General features: G+C 68.8%; 15 protein-coding genes and 1 tRNA gene. 7 read left to right on the forward strand and 9 right to left on the reverse strand.

The features are described 5' to 3' along the window. Positions 1-413: 413 nt before the first annotated feature. Positions 414-878: a hypothetical protein gene (locus KBX08_RS07635; protein WP_210781870.1), complete on the reverse strand. Its 465-nt coding sequence runs from the start codon at positions 876-878 to the stop codon at positions 414-416. Positions 879-1,142: 264 nt separating this feature from the next. On the opposite strand from KBX08_RS07635, the gene KBX08_RS07640 reads away from it, so the two are divergent. The 3 genes from KBX08_RS07640 (at position 1,143) to KBX08_RS07650 (ending at position 2,934) form a co-directional block, all read left to right on the forward strand. After that, positions 1,143-1,658 carry a hypothetical protein gene (locus KBX08_RS07640; RefSeq protein WP_210781871.1) on the forward strand — a complete coding sequence of 172 codons (516 nt, stop codon included), beginning with the start codon at positions 1,143-1,145 and terminating at the stop codon, positions 1,656-1,658. 39 nt (positions 1,659-1,697) lie between these two features. Continuing rightward, positions 1,698-2,237: a hypothetical protein gene (locus tag KBX08_RS07645; protein ID WP_210781872.1), complete on the forward strand. Its 540-nt coding sequence runs from the start codon at positions 1,698-1,700 to the stop codon at positions 2,235-2,237. Positions 2,238-2,361: 124 nt separating this feature from the next. Continuing rightward, the gene (locus tag KBX08_RS07650; RefSeq protein WP_247669045.1) at positions 2,362-2,934 is read left to right on the forward strand and encodes a hypothetical protein; all 573 of its coding nucleotides are present in this window, start codon (positions 2,362-2,364) and stop codon (positions 2,932-2,934) included. A 119-nt stretch (positions 2,935-3,053) separates the two neighbouring features. Here the strand turns inward: KBX08_RS07650 and KBX08_RS07655 are convergent, their stop codons facing one another. After that, the gene (locus KBX08_RS07655; protein ID WP_210781873.1) at positions 3,054-3,470 is read right to left on the reverse strand and encodes a VOC family protein; all 417 of its coding nucleotides are present in this window, start codon (positions 3,468-3,470) and stop codon (positions 3,054-3,056) included. A 75-nt stretch (positions 3,471-3,545) separates the two neighbouring features. Between KBX08_RS07655 and KBX08_RS07660 the strand changes: the two genes are divergently transcribed. Beyond that, positions 3,546-4,028, forward strand: a complete 483-nt coding sequence (locus KBX08_RS07660; RefSeq protein WP_210781874.1) for a hypothetical protein — start codon at positions 3,546-3,548, stop codon at positions 4,026-4,028. A gap of 751 nt (positions 4,029-4,779) precedes the next feature. On the opposite strand, the gene KBX08_RS07665 is transcribed toward KBX08_RS07660, so the two are convergent. From KBX08_RS07665 to KBX08_RS07685, 5 genes are all read right to left on the reverse strand, one after another. Beyond that, positions 4,780-5,925, reverse strand: a complete 1,146-nt coding sequence (locus KBX08_RS07665) for a hypothetical protein (protein ID WP_210781875.1) — start codon at positions 5,923-5,925, stop codon at positions 4,780-4,782. Beyond that, positions 5,922-6,494, reverse strand: a complete 573-nt coding sequence (locus tag KBX08_RS07670) for an RNA polymerase sigma factor (protein WP_210781876.1) — start codon at positions 6,492-6,494, stop codon at positions 5,922-5,924. The genes KBX08_RS07665 and KBX08_RS07670 overlap by 4 nt, the downstream gene beginning before the upstream one ends. Before the next feature lie 558 nt (positions 6,495-7,052). Further along, on the reverse strand, positions 7,053-7,994 hold the full coding sequence (locus tag KBX08_RS07675; RefSeq protein ID WP_210781877.1) for an SDR family oxidoreductase: 942 nt from the start codon (positions 7,992-7,994) through the stop codon (positions 7,053-7,055). A 205-nt stretch (positions 7,995-8,199) separates the two neighbouring features. Further along, entirely contained in the window at positions 8,200-8,823 is a 624-nt protein-coding gene (locus KBX08_RS07680; protein WP_210781878.1) for an NADPH-dependent F420 reductase, read from the reverse strand. Between the two features lie 34 nt (positions 8,824-8,857). Beyond that, on the reverse strand, positions 8,858-9,592 hold the full coding sequence (locus KBX08_RS07685; protein ID WP_210781879.1) for an SDR family NAD(P)-dependent oxidoreductase: 735 nt from the start codon (positions 9,590-9,592) through the stop codon (positions 8,858-8,860). A 289-nt stretch (positions 9,593-9,881) separates the two neighbouring features. Here KBX08_RS07685 and KBX08_RS07690 point away from each other — a divergent pair, with 289 nt between their 5' ends. Beyond that, on the forward strand, positions 9,882-10,793 hold the full coding sequence (locus KBX08_RS07690; protein ID WP_210781880.1) for a LysR family transcriptional regulator: 912 nt from the start codon (positions 9,882-9,884) through the stop codon (positions 10,791-10,793). Positions 10,794-11,439: 646 nt separating this feature from the next. Here KBX08_RS07690 and KBX08_RS07695 read toward each other — a convergent pair. Beyond that, positions 11,440-12,477, reverse strand: coding sequence for a DUF808 domain-containing protein (locus KBX08_RS07695; protein ID WP_210781881.1), 1,038 nt, complete (start codon positions 12,475-12,477; stop codon positions 11,440-11,442). Between the two features lie 312 nt (positions 12,478-12,789). Here KBX08_RS07695 and KBX08_RS07700 point away from each other — a divergent pair, with 312 nt between their 5' ends. Then, positions 12,790-13,236: a zinc ribbon domain-containing protein gene (locus tag KBX08_RS07700; protein WP_210781882.1), complete on the forward strand. Its 447-nt coding sequence runs from the start codon at positions 12,790-12,792 to the stop codon at positions 13,234-13,236. Between the two features lie 70 nt (positions 13,237-13,306). Here the strand turns inward: KBX08_RS07700 and KBX08_RS07705 are convergent. Beyond that, positions 13,307-13,390 (reverse strand) — tRNA-Leu (locus KBX08_RS07705). A gap of 232 nt (positions 13,391-13,622) precedes the next feature. On the opposite strand from KBX08_RS07705, the gene KBX08_RS33660 reads away from it, so the two are divergent. After that, a complete protein-coding gene (locus tag KBX08_RS33660; RefSeq protein ID WP_307850473.1) occupies positions 13,623-16,469 on the forward strand; it encodes a tetratricopeptide repeat protein in 2,847 nt (948 codons plus the stop codon). Positions 16,470-16,531 lie beyond the last annotated feature (62 nt).

The following is a 16,531-nucleotide window of genomic DNA, read 5'->3' on the forward strand; positions in this document are numbered from 1 at the left end:
CCCTCGGTGATGTGGGCGCCGGTGCCGCTCTCCCGCCACAGTGGAAGCCGGCCGACACCGGCTACCTCATGACGACGACCTACCGGGCCGACTCCGACACAACTCCTCCATCGCCGTACACCGCACGTCTTCAGACCTCCGGCGATGTTGTCACCGCTATCGTTCTCGACCTTGAGGGGCAGGTCGCCGCGTCCGGCAGGCTCACGACCGCCGACGCATTCGGGATCGTCGACCAGGTCGAAACCGCACCTGCACACCGGAGTCGCGGACTGGGCAACGTGGTCATGCCGCAGGTAGGGGTGGGTGCAGTTGTGCGCCGTTCGGCGCCGTTGGACGCACTTCAAGGCCTTCAGGGCACCCTGCTGCTCCCAGCCTGCTCCCCCTGTCCGGACCCGGCACCGCCTCCTTGTAAGTCACAGGCAGCACCAGCAGTACAGGTCCTCGCCCGCGTCTCGGGCGCGCTGAGCAAGGGCGGCAACCTTCTCGATCACAGGCAGCATCTCGTCGTCAGACAGTGGCCTACTCCACGCCAGTTCCTCGATCCGCCCCCATTGCGCCGACAACTCCAGCGCCTGGGCGTTGCTGATAGAGGCGAGGGCGTCCCGCGCAGCCCGGTCCAGCGACATCAGCCACGGCCCGTCCTGCTCGTCTCCGCTCCACAACAACTCGAGGTCGACCAGGCTCGCATCCCAGTCGACCTGTCGAACGAGGCTGACAAGCTTGCCGAGGGTCACCGTCGGCTCGATGCCCTTCAGGTCAACCGCATCCACAGCTATGCCGCCGCGGCTGGCAGCGAACGGTCCGGCCTCGAAATCCTTCATCAACCTGACAGCCGCAGCGTCGTCGTTGGCCCGGAAGTAGTCGTACAGCACACCCATGGCACGGACTCCACCACAGGGATACGACAGCGGATGCCCCCACATCCGGGGGTCCGTCAGGATGCAGGTCCAGCGCTTCAATGGCGGCGCTGCCGTGGTGCGGGGCAGGTGACGATGTCCCATGGTCCCAAAGGCGACCGCCGGCCGAACGGCGCAGTTATCGTGTCCGACGTGAACCTCGCGGATTGTGATCGATGCGGGCCAGCACAGATTCGGCGGCCTGGACGCGCGGGTGGATGGGTTCCGGGTGGGAAGGGTTGGATCGTGGGTATCGCGTGGCGCGAGTCGCCGGAAGAGCTGGTCGGGCTGCTACGCCGACACGGCCTGACTCCGGACCGGGTGGACAACGTCGAGGCGGCGTGGAAGGCGTTCCGCGAGTTTCTTGCCCGGCCGGTCGACGGCTTGGAGCCAGGGCCGGACAGCGACGCCGATGGCTTCATTGTTCAGTGGGGCCGGTACAGCTGGCACGATCGACTTCCCAGCCTGAGCTTCACCAGACAGTTCGCCGTCGACGTGCGGGGAAGCTGGACCGAGACCGACTGGTACCAACCAGAGATCTGGCAGGTGAGCCTGGAGTTGGTCTTCCCAGACGCACCCGCGCTCGCCGACCTAGGCCGGCTCAACGTCCAGAACACCGGGTTCGACTTCAGTCCACCCGGTCCGGAGCGAGACCATGCGATTGGTGAAGCGGAGTGGGAGGTGCAGCGCTACCCCACCTTGCAAGCGCTGTGGGCGAGCACCCCCTTGCGCAGCGCCGTCATGCTGGACCGCGCAGACTAATCACCCGAACGCCCCAGCCGCACCCGGCTACGGATGCCGGTGAGTCACTTCCGACCGACAAGTGCGCGTGGTCTGCAGTGCAGATGCGCGCAGTTGTCTTCAGGTATCGTCGCCGGCATGTCGCTGCCTGATCTGGTGCCGATTTCGCGCGAACCGGACTACCGCACCGACAGGGTAGGGCGACACGCCGACGGCCAGTTCTTCGCGGGAATACACGGCGCGCATCGCGATGACGACCACGAGCCGGATCCGGACCGGGAACGGATCCGCTGGTACGCCTACCTGCACCTGTTCGACGCCAACGGCCGCCACCGCCGGACCGACATCTCGCTCGTGGCCACCGCTCCGTACCTACGAGGTGAGCTTGCTGACCAAGCCGAGGCCCGCTTGGCTGCCCTGCTCGATCAGCTACCTGAACGGCAGTACGGCGACATCGCCATCCAACTGTTCCGCGTGGTCCACGACGGTGTCACGTTCGGCTTGATCGACGAGTCTGACCCTGAGCGAGGCGACTGGGTCGAGTTGTATCCAGACCGCCTCGGGCTCACAGAACCCTGGGACGGGCTCTACAGCACCTGATCGCCGAGCACCGCCAGCATCACGTCGCAGGTCAACGCCAGCCGTTAGACCCACGCTGACATAGGCACTATGGGCGTTTCATAGCCGCCGGAGGCGTGCCCGCGGCATCGGGTTGAATGCCGGGGTGATCACTATGGAGGCGGTCATCGAGGTACCCGCGGTCACCGACGGATCGCCGTGGCCGGTGGCAGCGATGGCGTCCGGATCGTGGTTGATGCTCAACGCCGGCTGTGCCGGCGACCAGGTCGGGCTGTTCGTGACGGCGCTCGCTGGCCGGATCGAGGTTCAGCCTCCTGGCGGCCGCGATGAGGTCGTAAACGCGCTGCTGGCTGACGAATTTCTCATCGCTGCCGGCGACCTGCAGGTCCGCGACCCCACCACCGGGACGGTGATGACGCCGGGCTGCTGTGCCGGGCTGGAGGACTGGCGCGACTGGGCGCAGGTGTTGATCGGCGACTCGCCGTGGCTGGGACATGACCCGGGTCCGGAGGTCGAGTTCGTCAGCGACGATCTGCGGGTGCGGCAGGACGGCGGCGAGACCCGGCATCGCGGCCGGTGGGCCGGCGTCCACGTTGACCTGCCACAAAGCGCGCTACCCGGGCTGCTGATCGGCGTGCAACGGGACCTGGTCGGCTTCTTCGACGCCCTCACCGGATGGGCCACGCGAATCGGACTGCAGCGCCCGGGACCGCTCTAGTTAAAGCGATCGACAAGAACTTCGCGATCACGGCGCCGTTGGACGTACAGCACTTCCGCTAGCGCTGTCATCGGCAAACCACTCGACCAGCGCCGATCAGGATCGGTGACCTTGGCGCCTCAGCGGGCAGGTGCGCGACGTCCGGTGGCCCCAAGCAAGTCCCACCGGTTGCCGGCGATGTCGAGGAAGACCGCGACCCGGCCGTAGGGCTCGGTTCGTGGCGCTCGGACGAAGGTCACATCGGCCTCGACCATCCGCCGGTATGCGGCGTCGAAGTCGTCGACGCGGAGGAAGAACCCGACTCGGCCGGCTACCTGGTTACCGATTGCGGCGCGTTGGTGTTCTCCGTCGGCGCGAGCGAGCAGAATCCCGGTCTGGGCGCCCGGCGGCCGGACGACGACCCACCGCTTGGGTCGACCGTCATTGGTCAGCGAGGGAGAGTCCTCGACGAGGTCGAAGCCGAGTACGTCGGTGAAGAACGCGATCGCGGGGTCGTACTCGTCGACAATCAGGGCAACCAAGTCGATCTGCACCACGGCACCGTACGTCGGACAGGTCCTTCTGGCCGCCCCGTGCGCCGACAAAGGGCAAAGAGGACGTCTGGTCCTGCGGTGTCCACACGACCTGACGGCGCCGCGGTCAAGGAGGATGCGCTGGCGGCAGCGTTGAACCTGACGGCCCTCACGGCGGACGCGGCTACCGCCCTGGCTGCCGTGACAGAACGCGACCCGCACGAAGTCCTGCGGACCCTTCAATCACCAAGCTCCGGGCGGTTGGTGCCACCTGCAGCTACAAGCGGCACCTCTGATTCACCGCCTGGACTGCAGATCGTCTATCCCGATGCCATGGACGAAAATGACTGGTCGATGACCGAGTCCAAGGGGTGGATCGAGATAACGGTCCATTGGGCCGGTAGCGAGAAAGCGATCACCTTCTACGATCCGACCCGGCTGTCTCAGGAGGTGCAGAGCGCCCTGGCCGAGTCCGGCTACTTTGTCGAAAGAGCTGCGGTTGTCGTGCCGACACTGTCACAGCAAGCCATCGAAGCGGTCGTAGCCCTCATGGCGCGGCGAAACTTCGTGGACATCCGTTGAGGCGGGGTACGGGCGGGCCAGCCGCCATGGGCACTGCGAGCGCCCGCTCATCGGGTGATGGGATACCTCCACGGCGAACGACACCGACGAACGCTGACGCCTTCGGACCCGCCGAAGAGGTCACCGTTCAGGAAGCCCTGCTCAGAGGTTCGCCAGTGGGATCTGGGTCTCGGCTCGCGGGATCCGTACAGACGCCACCGCGGCGACAGTCAGAGCCGTGCATCGATGCGGGCTGGCCTCGTGATCGGTGTCGGCAGGCGTCAGTTCGACAGCCAGCAGCCAGTCGGAGGGCTGGAGGGTTGACCTCTTCGGTACCCACTGGGAGGTCACGCCGCACCGCTCCACCGCATCACCGCAGGTCAAAGCCCTCGCCTCTGTCCGGCGTCGGTGAGCACTTCGGTCGCGGAGACCACTTCGCCAACCTGCACCCAATCTGCTCCCAGATGCAAGGCCCGGCCAACCAACGGCTCCTTACCGCCTTGACCTGCACACACTCCCCTGCCAGGAGACATAGAGCACTGTCGACCGCTGCGCAGAACCGCAGAGCACTCCGCGGTGAAACAGGACGCCACACCGACTCTGACCTGCGACAACGTGAAGCCGCAGGTAGGCATGGGTGCAGTGGTCAGGCACGGCCGGGCGAACAACAAAACGACGGTGCGGGCCGCCTCTGGGCGGCCCGCACCGTTATCGAACGCCGGGCGGGCGCGTCCGCCCGTCTGCCGGAATGCTGGTGGGTGGCAGTTCCCGGCTACAGGTCGGCCTTCGTCACGCGGGAGGATTCGTACGTCGTGGAGGCCCGGGGGAGGCCCGGCACGGTGGAGACGTCCTTGACCAGCATGCCGGTCGTGGCGTCGATGGTCAGCACCTCGCTGCCCTCGCCGCCGAACACCTCGGGGCCGGCGGTGATCGTCAGCGTGGCCTTGCCGTGGGTGGTCGAGTTCTTGACGCTGACCGCGGAGATGGTGGACAGCAGACGCAGCACACCGGCCCGGACCTGCGTGTTGCCGTCGCCAGCGGACAGCGCTTGGGTGCTGTACGTCCACAGGGCGTTGTCGAAGTGCCGCTGAACGGCCTGGGGGCTGTACGGCTTCGGCTCGGCGTTGCCGCCCTTCTGCTTGATGATCACCTGGGCGTCCGCCTGCTGCTTGTCCCACACCGCCTTCTGCGCTGCGGGGTCGAGGCCGACCAGCGGATCCTTGGCTGCCTTGAGCATCTGGGTCCGGCCGTCGGCCGGGCTGCTGTCCGCCGCGGCGACGGCTGCCTTGAGGAGCGGAGCGTAGCCGCCGTCCGTCATCTGGTCCTGGTGACGGGCGATCGCACGCTTGATGTCCTTCACGCTGTTGCCCGTATAGATCGCGTGACCGTCGGTGTATAGCGTGTAGACGACCTGCATGGTCTTGGTGCCGTGGACCTGCGTCGCCTTCACCAGCCACGCGTCGCCCGCCGCCGGGGTGACCGTCTTGATGGACCCGGCCAGGGTCATCAGCGGCGCGCGCTCGGCCGACCCGTCGACGGTGGTCGAGCCCGAGGTGGCGGCTGACGAATCCTTGCGGGCCTCCATGCCCCCGGTCGCCGACGAGTTGAGCACCACAGCGACGACTGCCGCCGCGGCGGCAACCCCCACCCCGGCGCCGATGCCCAATCGGCCCGCGATACCGATGCGGCGGCGGCGCTGAGGCGCCGGGCTGGATTCGTGGTCCCGCGTGGTTGTCGTCGTTTTCATGGTTGAAGTCGCCTCCATAGTCGTGTCCGCCGCTGATATCGCGCCCAGCAGCCGCACGGTTCCGGGGTCGGCCATAGCCGCCCGCAGCACCGCCCGCGCCCGCTGATACGCCTCCGGGCGTAGTGGTTCCGCGCTGCCCAACGCACCGACCAGATCGAGCTCGTCGGTCATCGGTGTCTCTCCTTCGCGCTGTTGCGGTCCTTCGGAAGCGCGGACACCCCCGGGGCGTCGCGCAATGCCGTCCTGGCTTGGCTCAGCAGCCGCCGCGCGGTGCCGGCCGGTATGCCGAGTGCCCGCGCGGCGTCGGCTGCGGTCAGGTCCTCCCAGGCGACGAGCCTCAGGACCTCCCGCTCTTCGGGTTTGAGCCGCGTCAGGGCCGACCGGAGCACCGCCCGGGCGTCCACGCCGAGGTCCACCGCCGACCACGAATCCCATCCAGTAGCCACGTCCGGCACGTCCGCGACCAGGTCCTCGGCCGGCCGGGACCGCCAGTAGCGCCGCAAGCGATTCAATGCCACCCCGTACAGCCACGGCCGCGCGTCGTTGTACGACCGGTCGTACGATCGCCGCGACTCGAACGCCGCAACCCAAACCTCGCCCAGGAGGTCCTCAGCCGCATCCCGCCCAGCCCGGCGAACGAGGTACGAACCGACGGCGGCCTCATGACGCTCGACCACCTCTACGAAGGCGTCGACGTCGCCATCCAGGGACCGGCCTATCAAATCCGCATCCGAAGCCATGGCCCTCCTCGGCAAAGTTCGCGCTTCACCCTGACATTGCCGATCAGGCGGCGAAGTGTTCAGGCCCCGAGGTCCGACGGCAAGCGGTCGCCCAATAGCGACCTCTCGGCGGCATGAGCGGCTGCGGCGCGGTCAGCGTTGGGCCCAAGCGTGGCGCCCAGGCCAGGGCCGAGGGCCGAAGTCGGGAGGTAGAGGCAGCGTCGGCGGCGGCGAGGCTGCCACTCCACATCGACACTCTCTCCGCCGTTTCAGGGCTGGATCTGGTTCTCGATGGGGCTGCCGGAGGCGCCGAAAAATGGCGGCTCGCCCGACTTGGGCGCGACGACCGGGCCTACCGATCCGAGACTGCCCGACGAGCGGCCCTACCGCCTGGCGCCACGCCTACAATCACCACCGCCACCACACCGCACTCCTTGACCGGCACCGTGACCACGACGATGTCACCGGCCGCCGCGGCCTGCCCGCTGGTCGCCGCGAATGCCCGCGGCCCCAGCTCCGCGACCGTGTCCGCGCCCTCCTTGTCATGTGTCGGAATCATGGCGATTCGGGCCCTTGCCGTCAGCTGGCGGGGAAGTAGTGGCCGTTGTCTAGATCGGCGAGCAGGCGGGGCTGTGCGGGTTCCCAACCGAGCGTCCGGCGGGTGATGAGGTTGGACGCCGGATAGCTCTGCGTGACGATGTTCGCGAGGAACCCGAAGTATCCCGGCAGCACCAGTTCGTCCAGGGGAACGCTCACGGCGGGCAGGCCCAGACGGCCGCCGATGGCCTCGGCGATCACGCGGAACGGGATGCCTCCGTCGTCGACCGCATGCCAGTATCTGCCGGCTGGGCCCCTCTCCAACGCCAGGCGGAACACGGAGGCGACATCGCGGATGTGCACGGCAGTCCACAGGTTCGCGCCGTCTGCGGGGTAGCCGACGAAGCCCTTCTCCTTCGCGAGCGCGATCAGTGTGGGGAGGAAGCCGGCACGATCGGTCGTGTCATGCGCAATGTTGGCGATCCGCACGACCGAAGACCGCACGCCCTGCTCGGCGAGGCCGATCACGGTGGTTTCCACGACGTTCCGAGCCCGCAGGGTGCCCTTGTGCTCATCGCCGCTGGGAAGGGCCGGGTCCTCCTCGGTGGCCGTCCGGCCTAGGAATCCCTGCCCAGGCGAGCCGATGCTCCCCGCCGCGACCAGCGGCTTTCCGGTGCCCGCCAGCGTCTCACCGTAGGCGAGCATGATCGGGACCTCCGCGGCGGCCACGGCGTCGATCCCGCCGGAGAAAAGCAGGTCCTGCCGGTGCGCGACGTGGATGACGCCGTCGGAGTCCGCAGCCGCCTCCTGGAGCCCGTCGAGGTCCTGGAGGTCGCCGCGGCGCACCTTCGCGCCGAGCGCGGACAGCGCCGCCGCAGCAGTGTCCGACCGGGCCAAGCCGGTGACCTCATGCCCGGCGGCGATGAGCTCGGGGACGATGTACGAACCGGAATGGCCGGTCCCGCCAGTGACGAAAACGCGCATGCTGCTGTCCTTGTCAGTGATGTGGCGCGAGAAGTGCGGGTGCGGGTGCGCTCAGCTGAAATTGCTGACGCCGAGGGTGAAGTTGAAGGTCCAACGCCGTGGCGGCCAGGCTGATCATTCGCAGGCCCGTCCCTTCCAGCCAGTGCGCCGTCTCCAGGCCCCGGCATTCAGGGGCTCTGTTCGTCGACTGTCTCGTCCCGAGGGCTCAGCCAGTGAATTCGTTGACGCCGAGGGCGAAGTCCCAGTGGGCGACCCCGTTGCCGGCGAGGCCCACCGTGACCAGGCCCATTCCTTCCAGCCAGTGCGCCATTCTCAGGCCGCCGACGTCCAGCGGATGCAGCCCGAGGCTCTCGACGAATGCCGCCACTCCCGCCTTGACCTGCGCATCGTCGCCAGCCATGAAGACGTCGGGCCGGCCGTTCTCCAGGACATTACGAAAGATGGTGTTGAATGCCTTCACCACGCCGGCACCGGCCGGGGCCACCTTGGCGACTTCCTGCGCGATCGAGGTCTCCTCGCTGTGGGCCAGTCCGTCGAACGTGGCGTTGAACGGGTTGCTGATGTCGACGATGACCTTGCCCGCGAGGGCGTCTCCGTACTCGGTGACGACCGGAACGACAGCGGCGTACAACAGGGCCGTGATGACGATGTCCCCGGCCGGGACGGCGCCCCACTCGCCCGCCGTCGTGCCGCCGCCCAGAGCCTTCGCCAGGTCATCGGCCTTGGACTGATCGCGTCCCATGACCTCGACGGTGTTGCCGCCCGCCACCGCGAGCGTGCCGATGGTGCGGGCCATGTTCCCCGTACCGATGAGGGTGATGCTGCTCATGAGGTGTGCTCTCTTCCTGATTCCGGGTGTGTGTTCAGAGGGCGGTGGTGCCGCCGTCGGCGACCAGTTCCAGGCCGTTGACGTAGCTGGAGTCATCGGAGGCGAGGAACAGGGCGACGGTGGCGATCTCCTCGGGGCGGCCCATCTGCCCACGGGGGATGAGGGACTCGAAGGCGGCCCTGGTCGCCTCGTCGAACAGTTCTTCCTGTTTGGCAGTGCCGACCTGGCCGGGGGTCAGGACGTTGACCCGGATCTTGCGGTCGCGCAGTTCGTTGAGCCAGACGCGGGCCCATGCCTGCTGGACGGCTTTGCTTCCCGCGTAGAGGCTCCAGCCGGGGAAGGCGCCGAGGGAGGCGTTGGATCCGGTCATGAAGACTGAGCCGTTGTCGTTGATCAGCGGGAGTGCCTTCTGCACGGTGAATAGGGTGCCGCGCGCGTTGAGCGAGAAGGCGCGGTGGAACTGTTCCTCGGTGATCTCGCCGAGGACGGCGGGTTCGCCCATCCCGGCGCTGGCCCACAGCACGTCGATCGAGCCCTTTTCCCGCTTGACGGTGTCGTACAAGCGGTCTAGGTCGTCCAGGTCGGCCGCGTCGCCCTGGACGGCGGTGACGTTGCGGCCGATCAGCTTGACGGCGTCGTCCAGTGCTTCCTGCCGCCGGGCCTGGATGAAGACATGCGCGCCTTCCTCGACGAACAGTTTGGCGCCGGCCAGTGCCATGCCGGTGGATCCGCCGGTGATTACCGCAACCTTGCCATCGAGCTTTCCCACGATCACTCCATTGAGTCGATGAGTATTCAAAACAGATGACTGGTCGGAGCGCCGTTGTCAACGGTTGTGTCGTCGAAACCGTCGAATGACGCAACGGGGCTCGGCTCAATTCATCACCTGCCTATGCCGATCCCAGCTCGCTGCTGCCAAGTCCGAGGGCGAATTCTTATACCGATTTCACTCCGGTCCCATCGGGTACCCATGAAGCGTGCCATTGGCCTGAGTAGGTGTCCAAGACCTCTTTCAGTCGTTGCGATACCCTGAAGGCATCGCCCGACCGGGAGGCTCCATGGATCTGGACCTGCGCAAGCTGCGCTACTTCGTCGCCGTCGCCGACAAACTGCACTTCGGCCGCGCCGCTGATGAGCTGCACATCGCGCAGCCGGTGCTCAGCCGCCAGATCCGCGCGCTGGAACACGATCTCGGCACCCCGCTGCTGATCAGGGACAGCCACGGCGTGGAACTGACCGACGCCGGCAGGCAGTTGCTGACCGACGCCGGCCCGCTGCTGGCCTCCGCGCACGCGGTCCGCCGCCGGGTGACCGTGGCCGCGCGCGGCAGCCAGCGGCTAATGGTCGGCTTCCGCGCGGGCATCACGGCCACCCCAGCGGTACGGCAGTTCGCCGTCCAGCACCCAAGCGTGATCGTGGACGTGCAGCGGATCGAAGGGGACGACCAGGCCACGCTGCTGCTCGACGGCCGCATCGACGTCGCCTACGTGCGATTGCCCATCGACGAGACCGGCCTGCGCGTCACCCCGCTGTACACCGAGCCCCGGGTGGCGGTGCTGCCCGCCGGCCACCGGTTAGCCGGCAAGGAGCAGATCACCGAGGCCGACCTGGCCGGCGAGCCGTTGGTCTGGCATGCGGACACGAGCACGCAGCCCACCAGGCGCACGCACCCTAACGCCGGATACCTGGTACGCGGGGTGGACGAGACACTCGAGCATGTCGCGGCCGGCCGAGGCATCTCGTTCCTGGCCCGGTCGGCGACCGTGTTCTACTCACATCCGGACGTCAGCTATGTCCCCATCCCGCAGCTGGCACCCGACCAGGTGTGCCTCGCTGTGGCGGCATCGCGCGCCTCGCCGCTAGTCGACGACTTCGTCACCGCGGCTCAGGCGACGGCCGAGATCACGGCAGAATGTGGGAACTATGAAATGTGGCAGCTTGACGGCGGCGCCATTGCAAGAGACGGCTGATTAATCAGCGAGACAGTGTCACTCCTTTATTTCGATCTCATCGATAATGCGGAGAATCCGCGCGGATGGTGTGATCCGGCAAGGGTTGCCGAGATATCCCGAGGCAATATGGGCCGACCGACGAAGTGGGTGTCGCAACCAATTCCAACAGAACGCTCTGTGCACTACATCGGCATGAGCAGACACCGCCCTCGCCTCTACAGAAAACGCCGACGCCGACTCCTTCGGGTCCGCCGAAGAGGTCTCCACCCCGAAGCGCCTGGTCAGAGCGTTGCCTGTGGGATCGGAGTCTCAAATGACGAAACCGCGGCCGACCCCAGCAAGCCCCCACAACGCTTCACATCGACCTTTAGCACACCTACAGGCGTGGCGTTAGGCGGCCCGAGACGCCGGCCGGCGCCAGCCATCCTGGGCGCAGCAACGCCTGACCAGTTCGACCTCTACTGGGAGGTCACGCCGCACCGCTCGACCTCCATCACCGCAGGTCAAGGCCCCTCGTCTCTCCGGCATCGGTGAGCACGCCGCGGCCAGGAAGAGCACGAAGGGCCGCAGGTTGGCCCGGGACGATCCGCGCAGCTCAGCCGGGTTGAGCGCGGCTCGGCACCAGAACCCCTGGCCGCGTGGTCGAGTTGCGATGATGTTGTGGTCAACCGCGCGGCGCTCGGTCCGCAGGAGCGTCGCGACGCCGAGCTGCACGGCTCGGCGGTGCGGGGATGGTGCCGTCAGCGCGAGTCGTGGCCGGCGCAGTCGCAGCCGCAGCCTTGGATGTGCGGCGCTGGAGCGTGAGAGTCATGACCAGCACGACCAGCGCTCCGACGATCAGCCCGAGGATCGCGCTGGCCACCGTGTTGACGAGCCAGCCGAGGAGCCCGCCGAGAACACCCGTGGCGTCGTGGGCGGCGACCTCCACGTCATGCACGGCCTCGTACAGGAAGTGCAGGTTCAGCTCGTTCGTGCCGAGCAGCAGGATGTGCCCGCCCACCCACAGCATCGCCGCGGTGCCGACTACCGTCAGCACGGTGAGGACCACCGGCATGGCCCTCACCAGACCGCGGCCGAACGTCGCGACGGCGCCGGAACGTTGCGACAGGCGCAGCCCGGCGTCGTCCATCTTGACGATCAGGGCCACCACGCCGTACACCAGAACGGTTATGACGACGGCGACGACAGCCAGGATCGCCAGGCGGGACCCGAACGCCTCATCGATGACTTCGTTAAGGCTGATGACCATGATCTCCGCCGAGAGGATCAGGTCGGTTCGTACCGCCCCAGACACCAGTGTCGTCTCGTCCTGCACCTTCTCCTCGCCCGCGCCGGAGGCACCGTGATGGGCGATCTTGTCCCACACCTTCTCCGCGCCTTCATAACAGAGGTAGGCGCCGCCGAGCATGAGGATCGGAGTGAGCAGCCAAGGCACGAACTGACTGAGCAGCAGCACCGCCGGCAGGATGATGAAGAACTTGTTGCGCAGCGACCCCACGGCAATGCGCTTGATAATCGGCAACTCGCGCTCGGCCGCCAGGCTCCGCACGTACTGCGGCGTGACGGCAGCATCGTCGACGACGACGCCCGCAGCCTTGGCGCCGGCCTTCGCGGCGGCCGCCCCGATGTCATCGATCGACGCGGCAGCGGCACGGGCCAGCACCGCCACGTCATCCAGCAGGGCTACGAGTCCACCGGCCAAGGGAGGGTCCTTCCAGGGTTGCGCAGAATTCGAACTGGCCCATTCTCGCCCAAGTCCCCGCGCGCGGCACGCCACCGCCCGGTCGCATCTGGGGCGGGAAGCCGGGCGAGAGCTCGAGGTGACCGGCTATCACGCTCAGCCGACGACCCACCACCACCGCACCCGGCCCGCGCCAGCCATTGCGGAACGACACGCCTGACCACCTCGGCCCCGCCGAAGGGGTCATCACAGAGGATGCGCTGGTCACGGGATCGCCAGTGGGATCGGTGTCTCAGCTAACGGGACCAGCTACTGGTCCGGCACGGCGGGACTGTGCGCTCGAACATCGATGAGGCCACCTTTGAACAGGCGCAGACGCTGCTCGTACGACACCGGTTGGGTCTGGACCTCCCGCAACGGCAACGCCGCGCCCGCAACCCGTACGTCTTCCGCGGCCTGATCTACTGCGCCGCCTGCAACCGGCGGATGCAGGGCCAGTACAACCACGGCGCCGCCTACTACCGCTGCCGCTTCCCCCAGGAATACGCCCTCGCCAACGACGTCTCCCATCCCCGCAACGTCTACCTCCGCGAGGAGACCCAAGCTGAACGGACCCGAGCCGAAACCGAGCTGCACACGGGGACCTCCGCCGCACCACGCCGGATGACCCAGGCAGAGATCACCGCGCTGGTTCACGCCCTCGGGAACATCGTCACCGTGCTCCGCGACGCGGACCCCGCCGACAAAGCCGAGGTTCACCGCCACTCGGCCTGCGGCTGACATACCACCTCGAAGCGCAAACGGTGCACGCTGAAACCGATCTCAGCGCGCACCGTGGGCCTATGGTTCGTGTCCGAGGGGGGACTTGAACCCCCACACCCTATACGGGTACTAGCACCTCAAGCTAGCGCGTCTGCCATTCCGCCACCCGGACCTACGCGTTCAGCCTACCTCGCCGACCAGATGATCTTTCATCCGGTGGTCGGCACAGCGGGCCGCACGGGGAGTTACTGTACACGCCGCTCGTGGATCATGCACATCGCCTTCCGGCGCCTCTCCCCCGGCGATCCTGCCGCTGCTCAAGCCGCCTCAAAACGGCCACACCGACACACCGTCGAGGCGTGTCCGGGTAGCGTCCGGCGGCCCTGTGACGGCAGCATTGCCATGTGTCCCATCCCTCCCCCCTGGCAGCCGCCCAGCACCGAGCCCTCGCCCTACGCGCCGCGGGCGACCTCAGCGCCGCCCGGCAACTGCTCGCGGAGGCCGTCGAATCCGCTCCCCCGCCGTACGGTGACGACCATCCCGAGGTGCTGCACACCGCGCACCTGCTGGCCCGGCTGCACCGGGAGGGGGACGACCCGCTCGCCGCCCGCCGGTTGTTGGAGGAGGCGTTCGCGGCGGGCGAGCGCCGCTGGGAGCACTCCGACCCGCTGATGCTCGCGCTCGCCTTCGAGCTTGCCGAGGTGGCGGAGGAGCTCGGCAACCGACACGAGGCCCGCCGCAACTACACCCGCGTCGCCACCGCCGGGCCCGCCGCACTGGGGGAGAACCACCCGGCGGTACGCGCAGCCCGCGACTACCTCGGCCCACCCCCGTCGACGCCGGGCGAGCAGCACCCCGCGCCGACGCCCGGCCCGGCCCCGGTCGGCCCGGTGACCGAGCCCGGCGCCCGGTCGGCGCTCTCCGGCCCGACCCTGTCGCTGGCGACCCTCGCCGCGATGCGGCCCTCCGCCGGTGGCCCGCCGCCCGCCGTCTCGCCCTGGGCGCCGCAACCGCCGGCCGCACCCCAAAAAACTTCGCCAGCGGTACGCGCACCAGCCACACCCACGTCGCCCCGCGACGTCACCCCGGCGCCGGTCCCAGCCCCTCGGGCGGCGCCCGTTCAGCCGGCAGCTTCCTTTATCGCGCCAGCGCAGCCCGGCCCGCCGACGGCCGCACCCAGACCTGCGACGCCGCCCCGCCCACACGCCGACGCGCCACCGCCGGCGAATGCGATGTCACCCCGTCAACGCCTCGACGAGCAGGCGTCTGGACCGTCCCGGCCAGCGGTGGGTCCGATGCCCCGACCGAGGGCTGAAGGCCCGCCGACGACGCCGACCGGGCAGCGGTCACCAGACCGACCGCCGTCCGGGCCGGTCGTGGCACCACGTCAACGGGTTGGTGGCCACGCCACCCCGCCGGCGGTCGACGTGCCGCCCACGATGTCGACCCCAACCGCCCCGGCATCGACCGCTCCGCCGGCGGTGCCGGGGGTGCCGGAACCTCACTGGGACAACCCCACCATCCAGGTACGGCAGATCGAGCCGCTGCTCGCCGAGGAGGCCGCCCGAGCCGCCGCCCGACCAACCGCGCCGAGCGAATCGCACAATGTGTCCGGCGCCGAGGCGACATCATCGGGCGGGCATTCCCCGACCGTTGGCCACCCGGGGCCGGCGTACCCGGTGAGCAGTCCACCGGCCCAGCCCATCAGCGCCCCGCCGGTGACTCCGCCTCCGATCTCCGCGCCCCCCAGCCAGCCGTACCCGGTCTCCGGACCACCGGCCCAGCCATACCCGGTCTCCGGACCACCCGGCCACGGCCAACCCGTCTCCGCACCACCGGGGCACAGCTACCCGGTGTCCGGACCACCCGGCTACGGCCAACCCGTCTCCGCACCACCCGGGCACACCTACCCGGTGTCCGCGCCGCCCGGTTTCGGGCCGCCCGTCTCGGGGCCGCCCTACGGACCACCCGTCTCTGCCCCTCCGGTGAGCGCACCACCCGTACCGCCCTGGGGGTTGACCGCACCGCCCTGGAGCAGCAGTGCCCCACCGCAGCCCCTGCCAACTCCAGGTGCCGACTCCGCCGCCCAGACCACGACGCCTACGCAGACCACGACGCCTACGCAGACCACGGCGGCTGCGCAGGCCGTCACCGCTGGGAGAGACACGCCCGCCGGGCAGACCATGATGGACGCGGGTGGCACCGGTGCGGACGGTGACTCCGGGCTGGGCATCCTCGACGCCCCGGTGGTGCCGACTCAGCGGGCCCGTGGCGCGCTGTCCGACCGGACCGTGGTGTTGCCGTCCGTTCCGGCGCAGGGCGGCCCGGGTGCGGTCGAGGCCAATCTGGGCTGGCCCGCCGCCGCCCAGCCCACCCCGACGGCCCCGCAGACGAACCCCACCGCCGCGCACACGCACGTCACCGCGGCGCAGACGCACCCCGCGGCCGCCCAGACAAACCAGAGCAACACTCAGGCAAGCCCGATTACCGCGGAGCCGAGCCCCGCTGCGCAGCCGGCCTGGTCACCGGCCGTCAGCGCCGACCCGGCGCTGGCACCGCCGGCCGCACCGCCACCGGGCCAGCAGTACCACCACCAGCCGCCTCAGGCGCCGTACCCGACCCAGGACCAGCACCAGGCGCCGTACCCGGGCCAGCAGTACCACCACCAGCCGCCTCAGGCGCCGTACCCGACCCAGGACCAGCACCAGGCGCCGTACCCGGGCCAGCAGTACCACCCGGCGCCGGACGCGTACCGGCCGGCGTACGCCGATGACGGTGGGTCGACGGGCCGCAACCGGGCGGCGCTGATCGGCGCGGTAGTGGCGGCCGGGGTGGCCGTCGTGGCGGTGGCGGGCCTGGGTGCGGTGATGTTGACCCGCGACGATCCGCCGCCGACCGGGACCGCGCCGACGGCGGCGGCACCGACGGTGGCCGGGCTTCCGCCGGGCGACCTGGAGCTGCGCGACGATTCGGCCACGATCACGTTGACCTGGACGGACCCGACGGGCGGCGCGGTGCCGTTCATGGTCGCCGCGGGCAGGGCCGGGCAGGCCCTGGGCGTGATCGCCACCGTGGACCCGGGCCGGACCAGCTACACGGTCAACGGGTTGAACTCCCGAGTGGATCACTGTTTCACCGTGTTGGCGGTCTACTCCACTGACAGCTTTGCGACTTCCGGGCAGGTTTGCACCGCGCGGGAACGCGAAGCCACGTCGAGCGGGGAGCCGTCCGGCCGAGCGTCGCCGCGCTGAGCCGAGCCGAAACCACGTGGAGTCGAGCGGGAACCGGGCTGAGCTGGAGGTCCACAACGCAC

The organism is Micromonospora sp. H61 (assembly GCF_018070325.1).
GTDB lineage: Bacteria > Actinomycetota > Actinomycetes > Mycobacteriales > Micromonosporaceae > Micromonospora > Micromonospora salmantinae.

Coding starts and splice junctions, on each gene's coding strand:
- KBX08_RS07635 (WP_210781870.1), bottom strand. CDS start 878: ATGGGTGTGCTGTACGACTACTTCCGGGCCAACGACGACGCTGCGGCT.
- KBX08_RS07665 (WP_210781875.1), bottom strand. CDS start 5,925: ATGACCGACGAGCTCGATCTGGTCGGTGCGTTGGGCAGCGCGGAACCA.
- KBX08_RS07670 (WP_210781876.1), bottom strand. CDS start 6,494: ATGGCTTCGGATGCGGATTTGATAGGCCGGTCCCTGGATGGCGACGTC.
- KBX08_RS07675 (WP_210781877.1), bottom strand. CDS start 7,994: ATGCGCGTTTTCGTCACTGGCGGGACCGGCCATTCCGGTTCGTACATC.
- KBX08_RS07680 (WP_210781878.1), bottom strand. CDS start 8,823: ATGAGCAGCATCACCCTCATCGGTACGGGGAACATGGCCCGCACCATC.
- KBX08_RS07690 (WP_210781880.1), top strand. CDS start 9,882: ATGGATCTGGACCTGCGCAAGCTGCGCTACTTCGTCGCCGTCGCCGAC.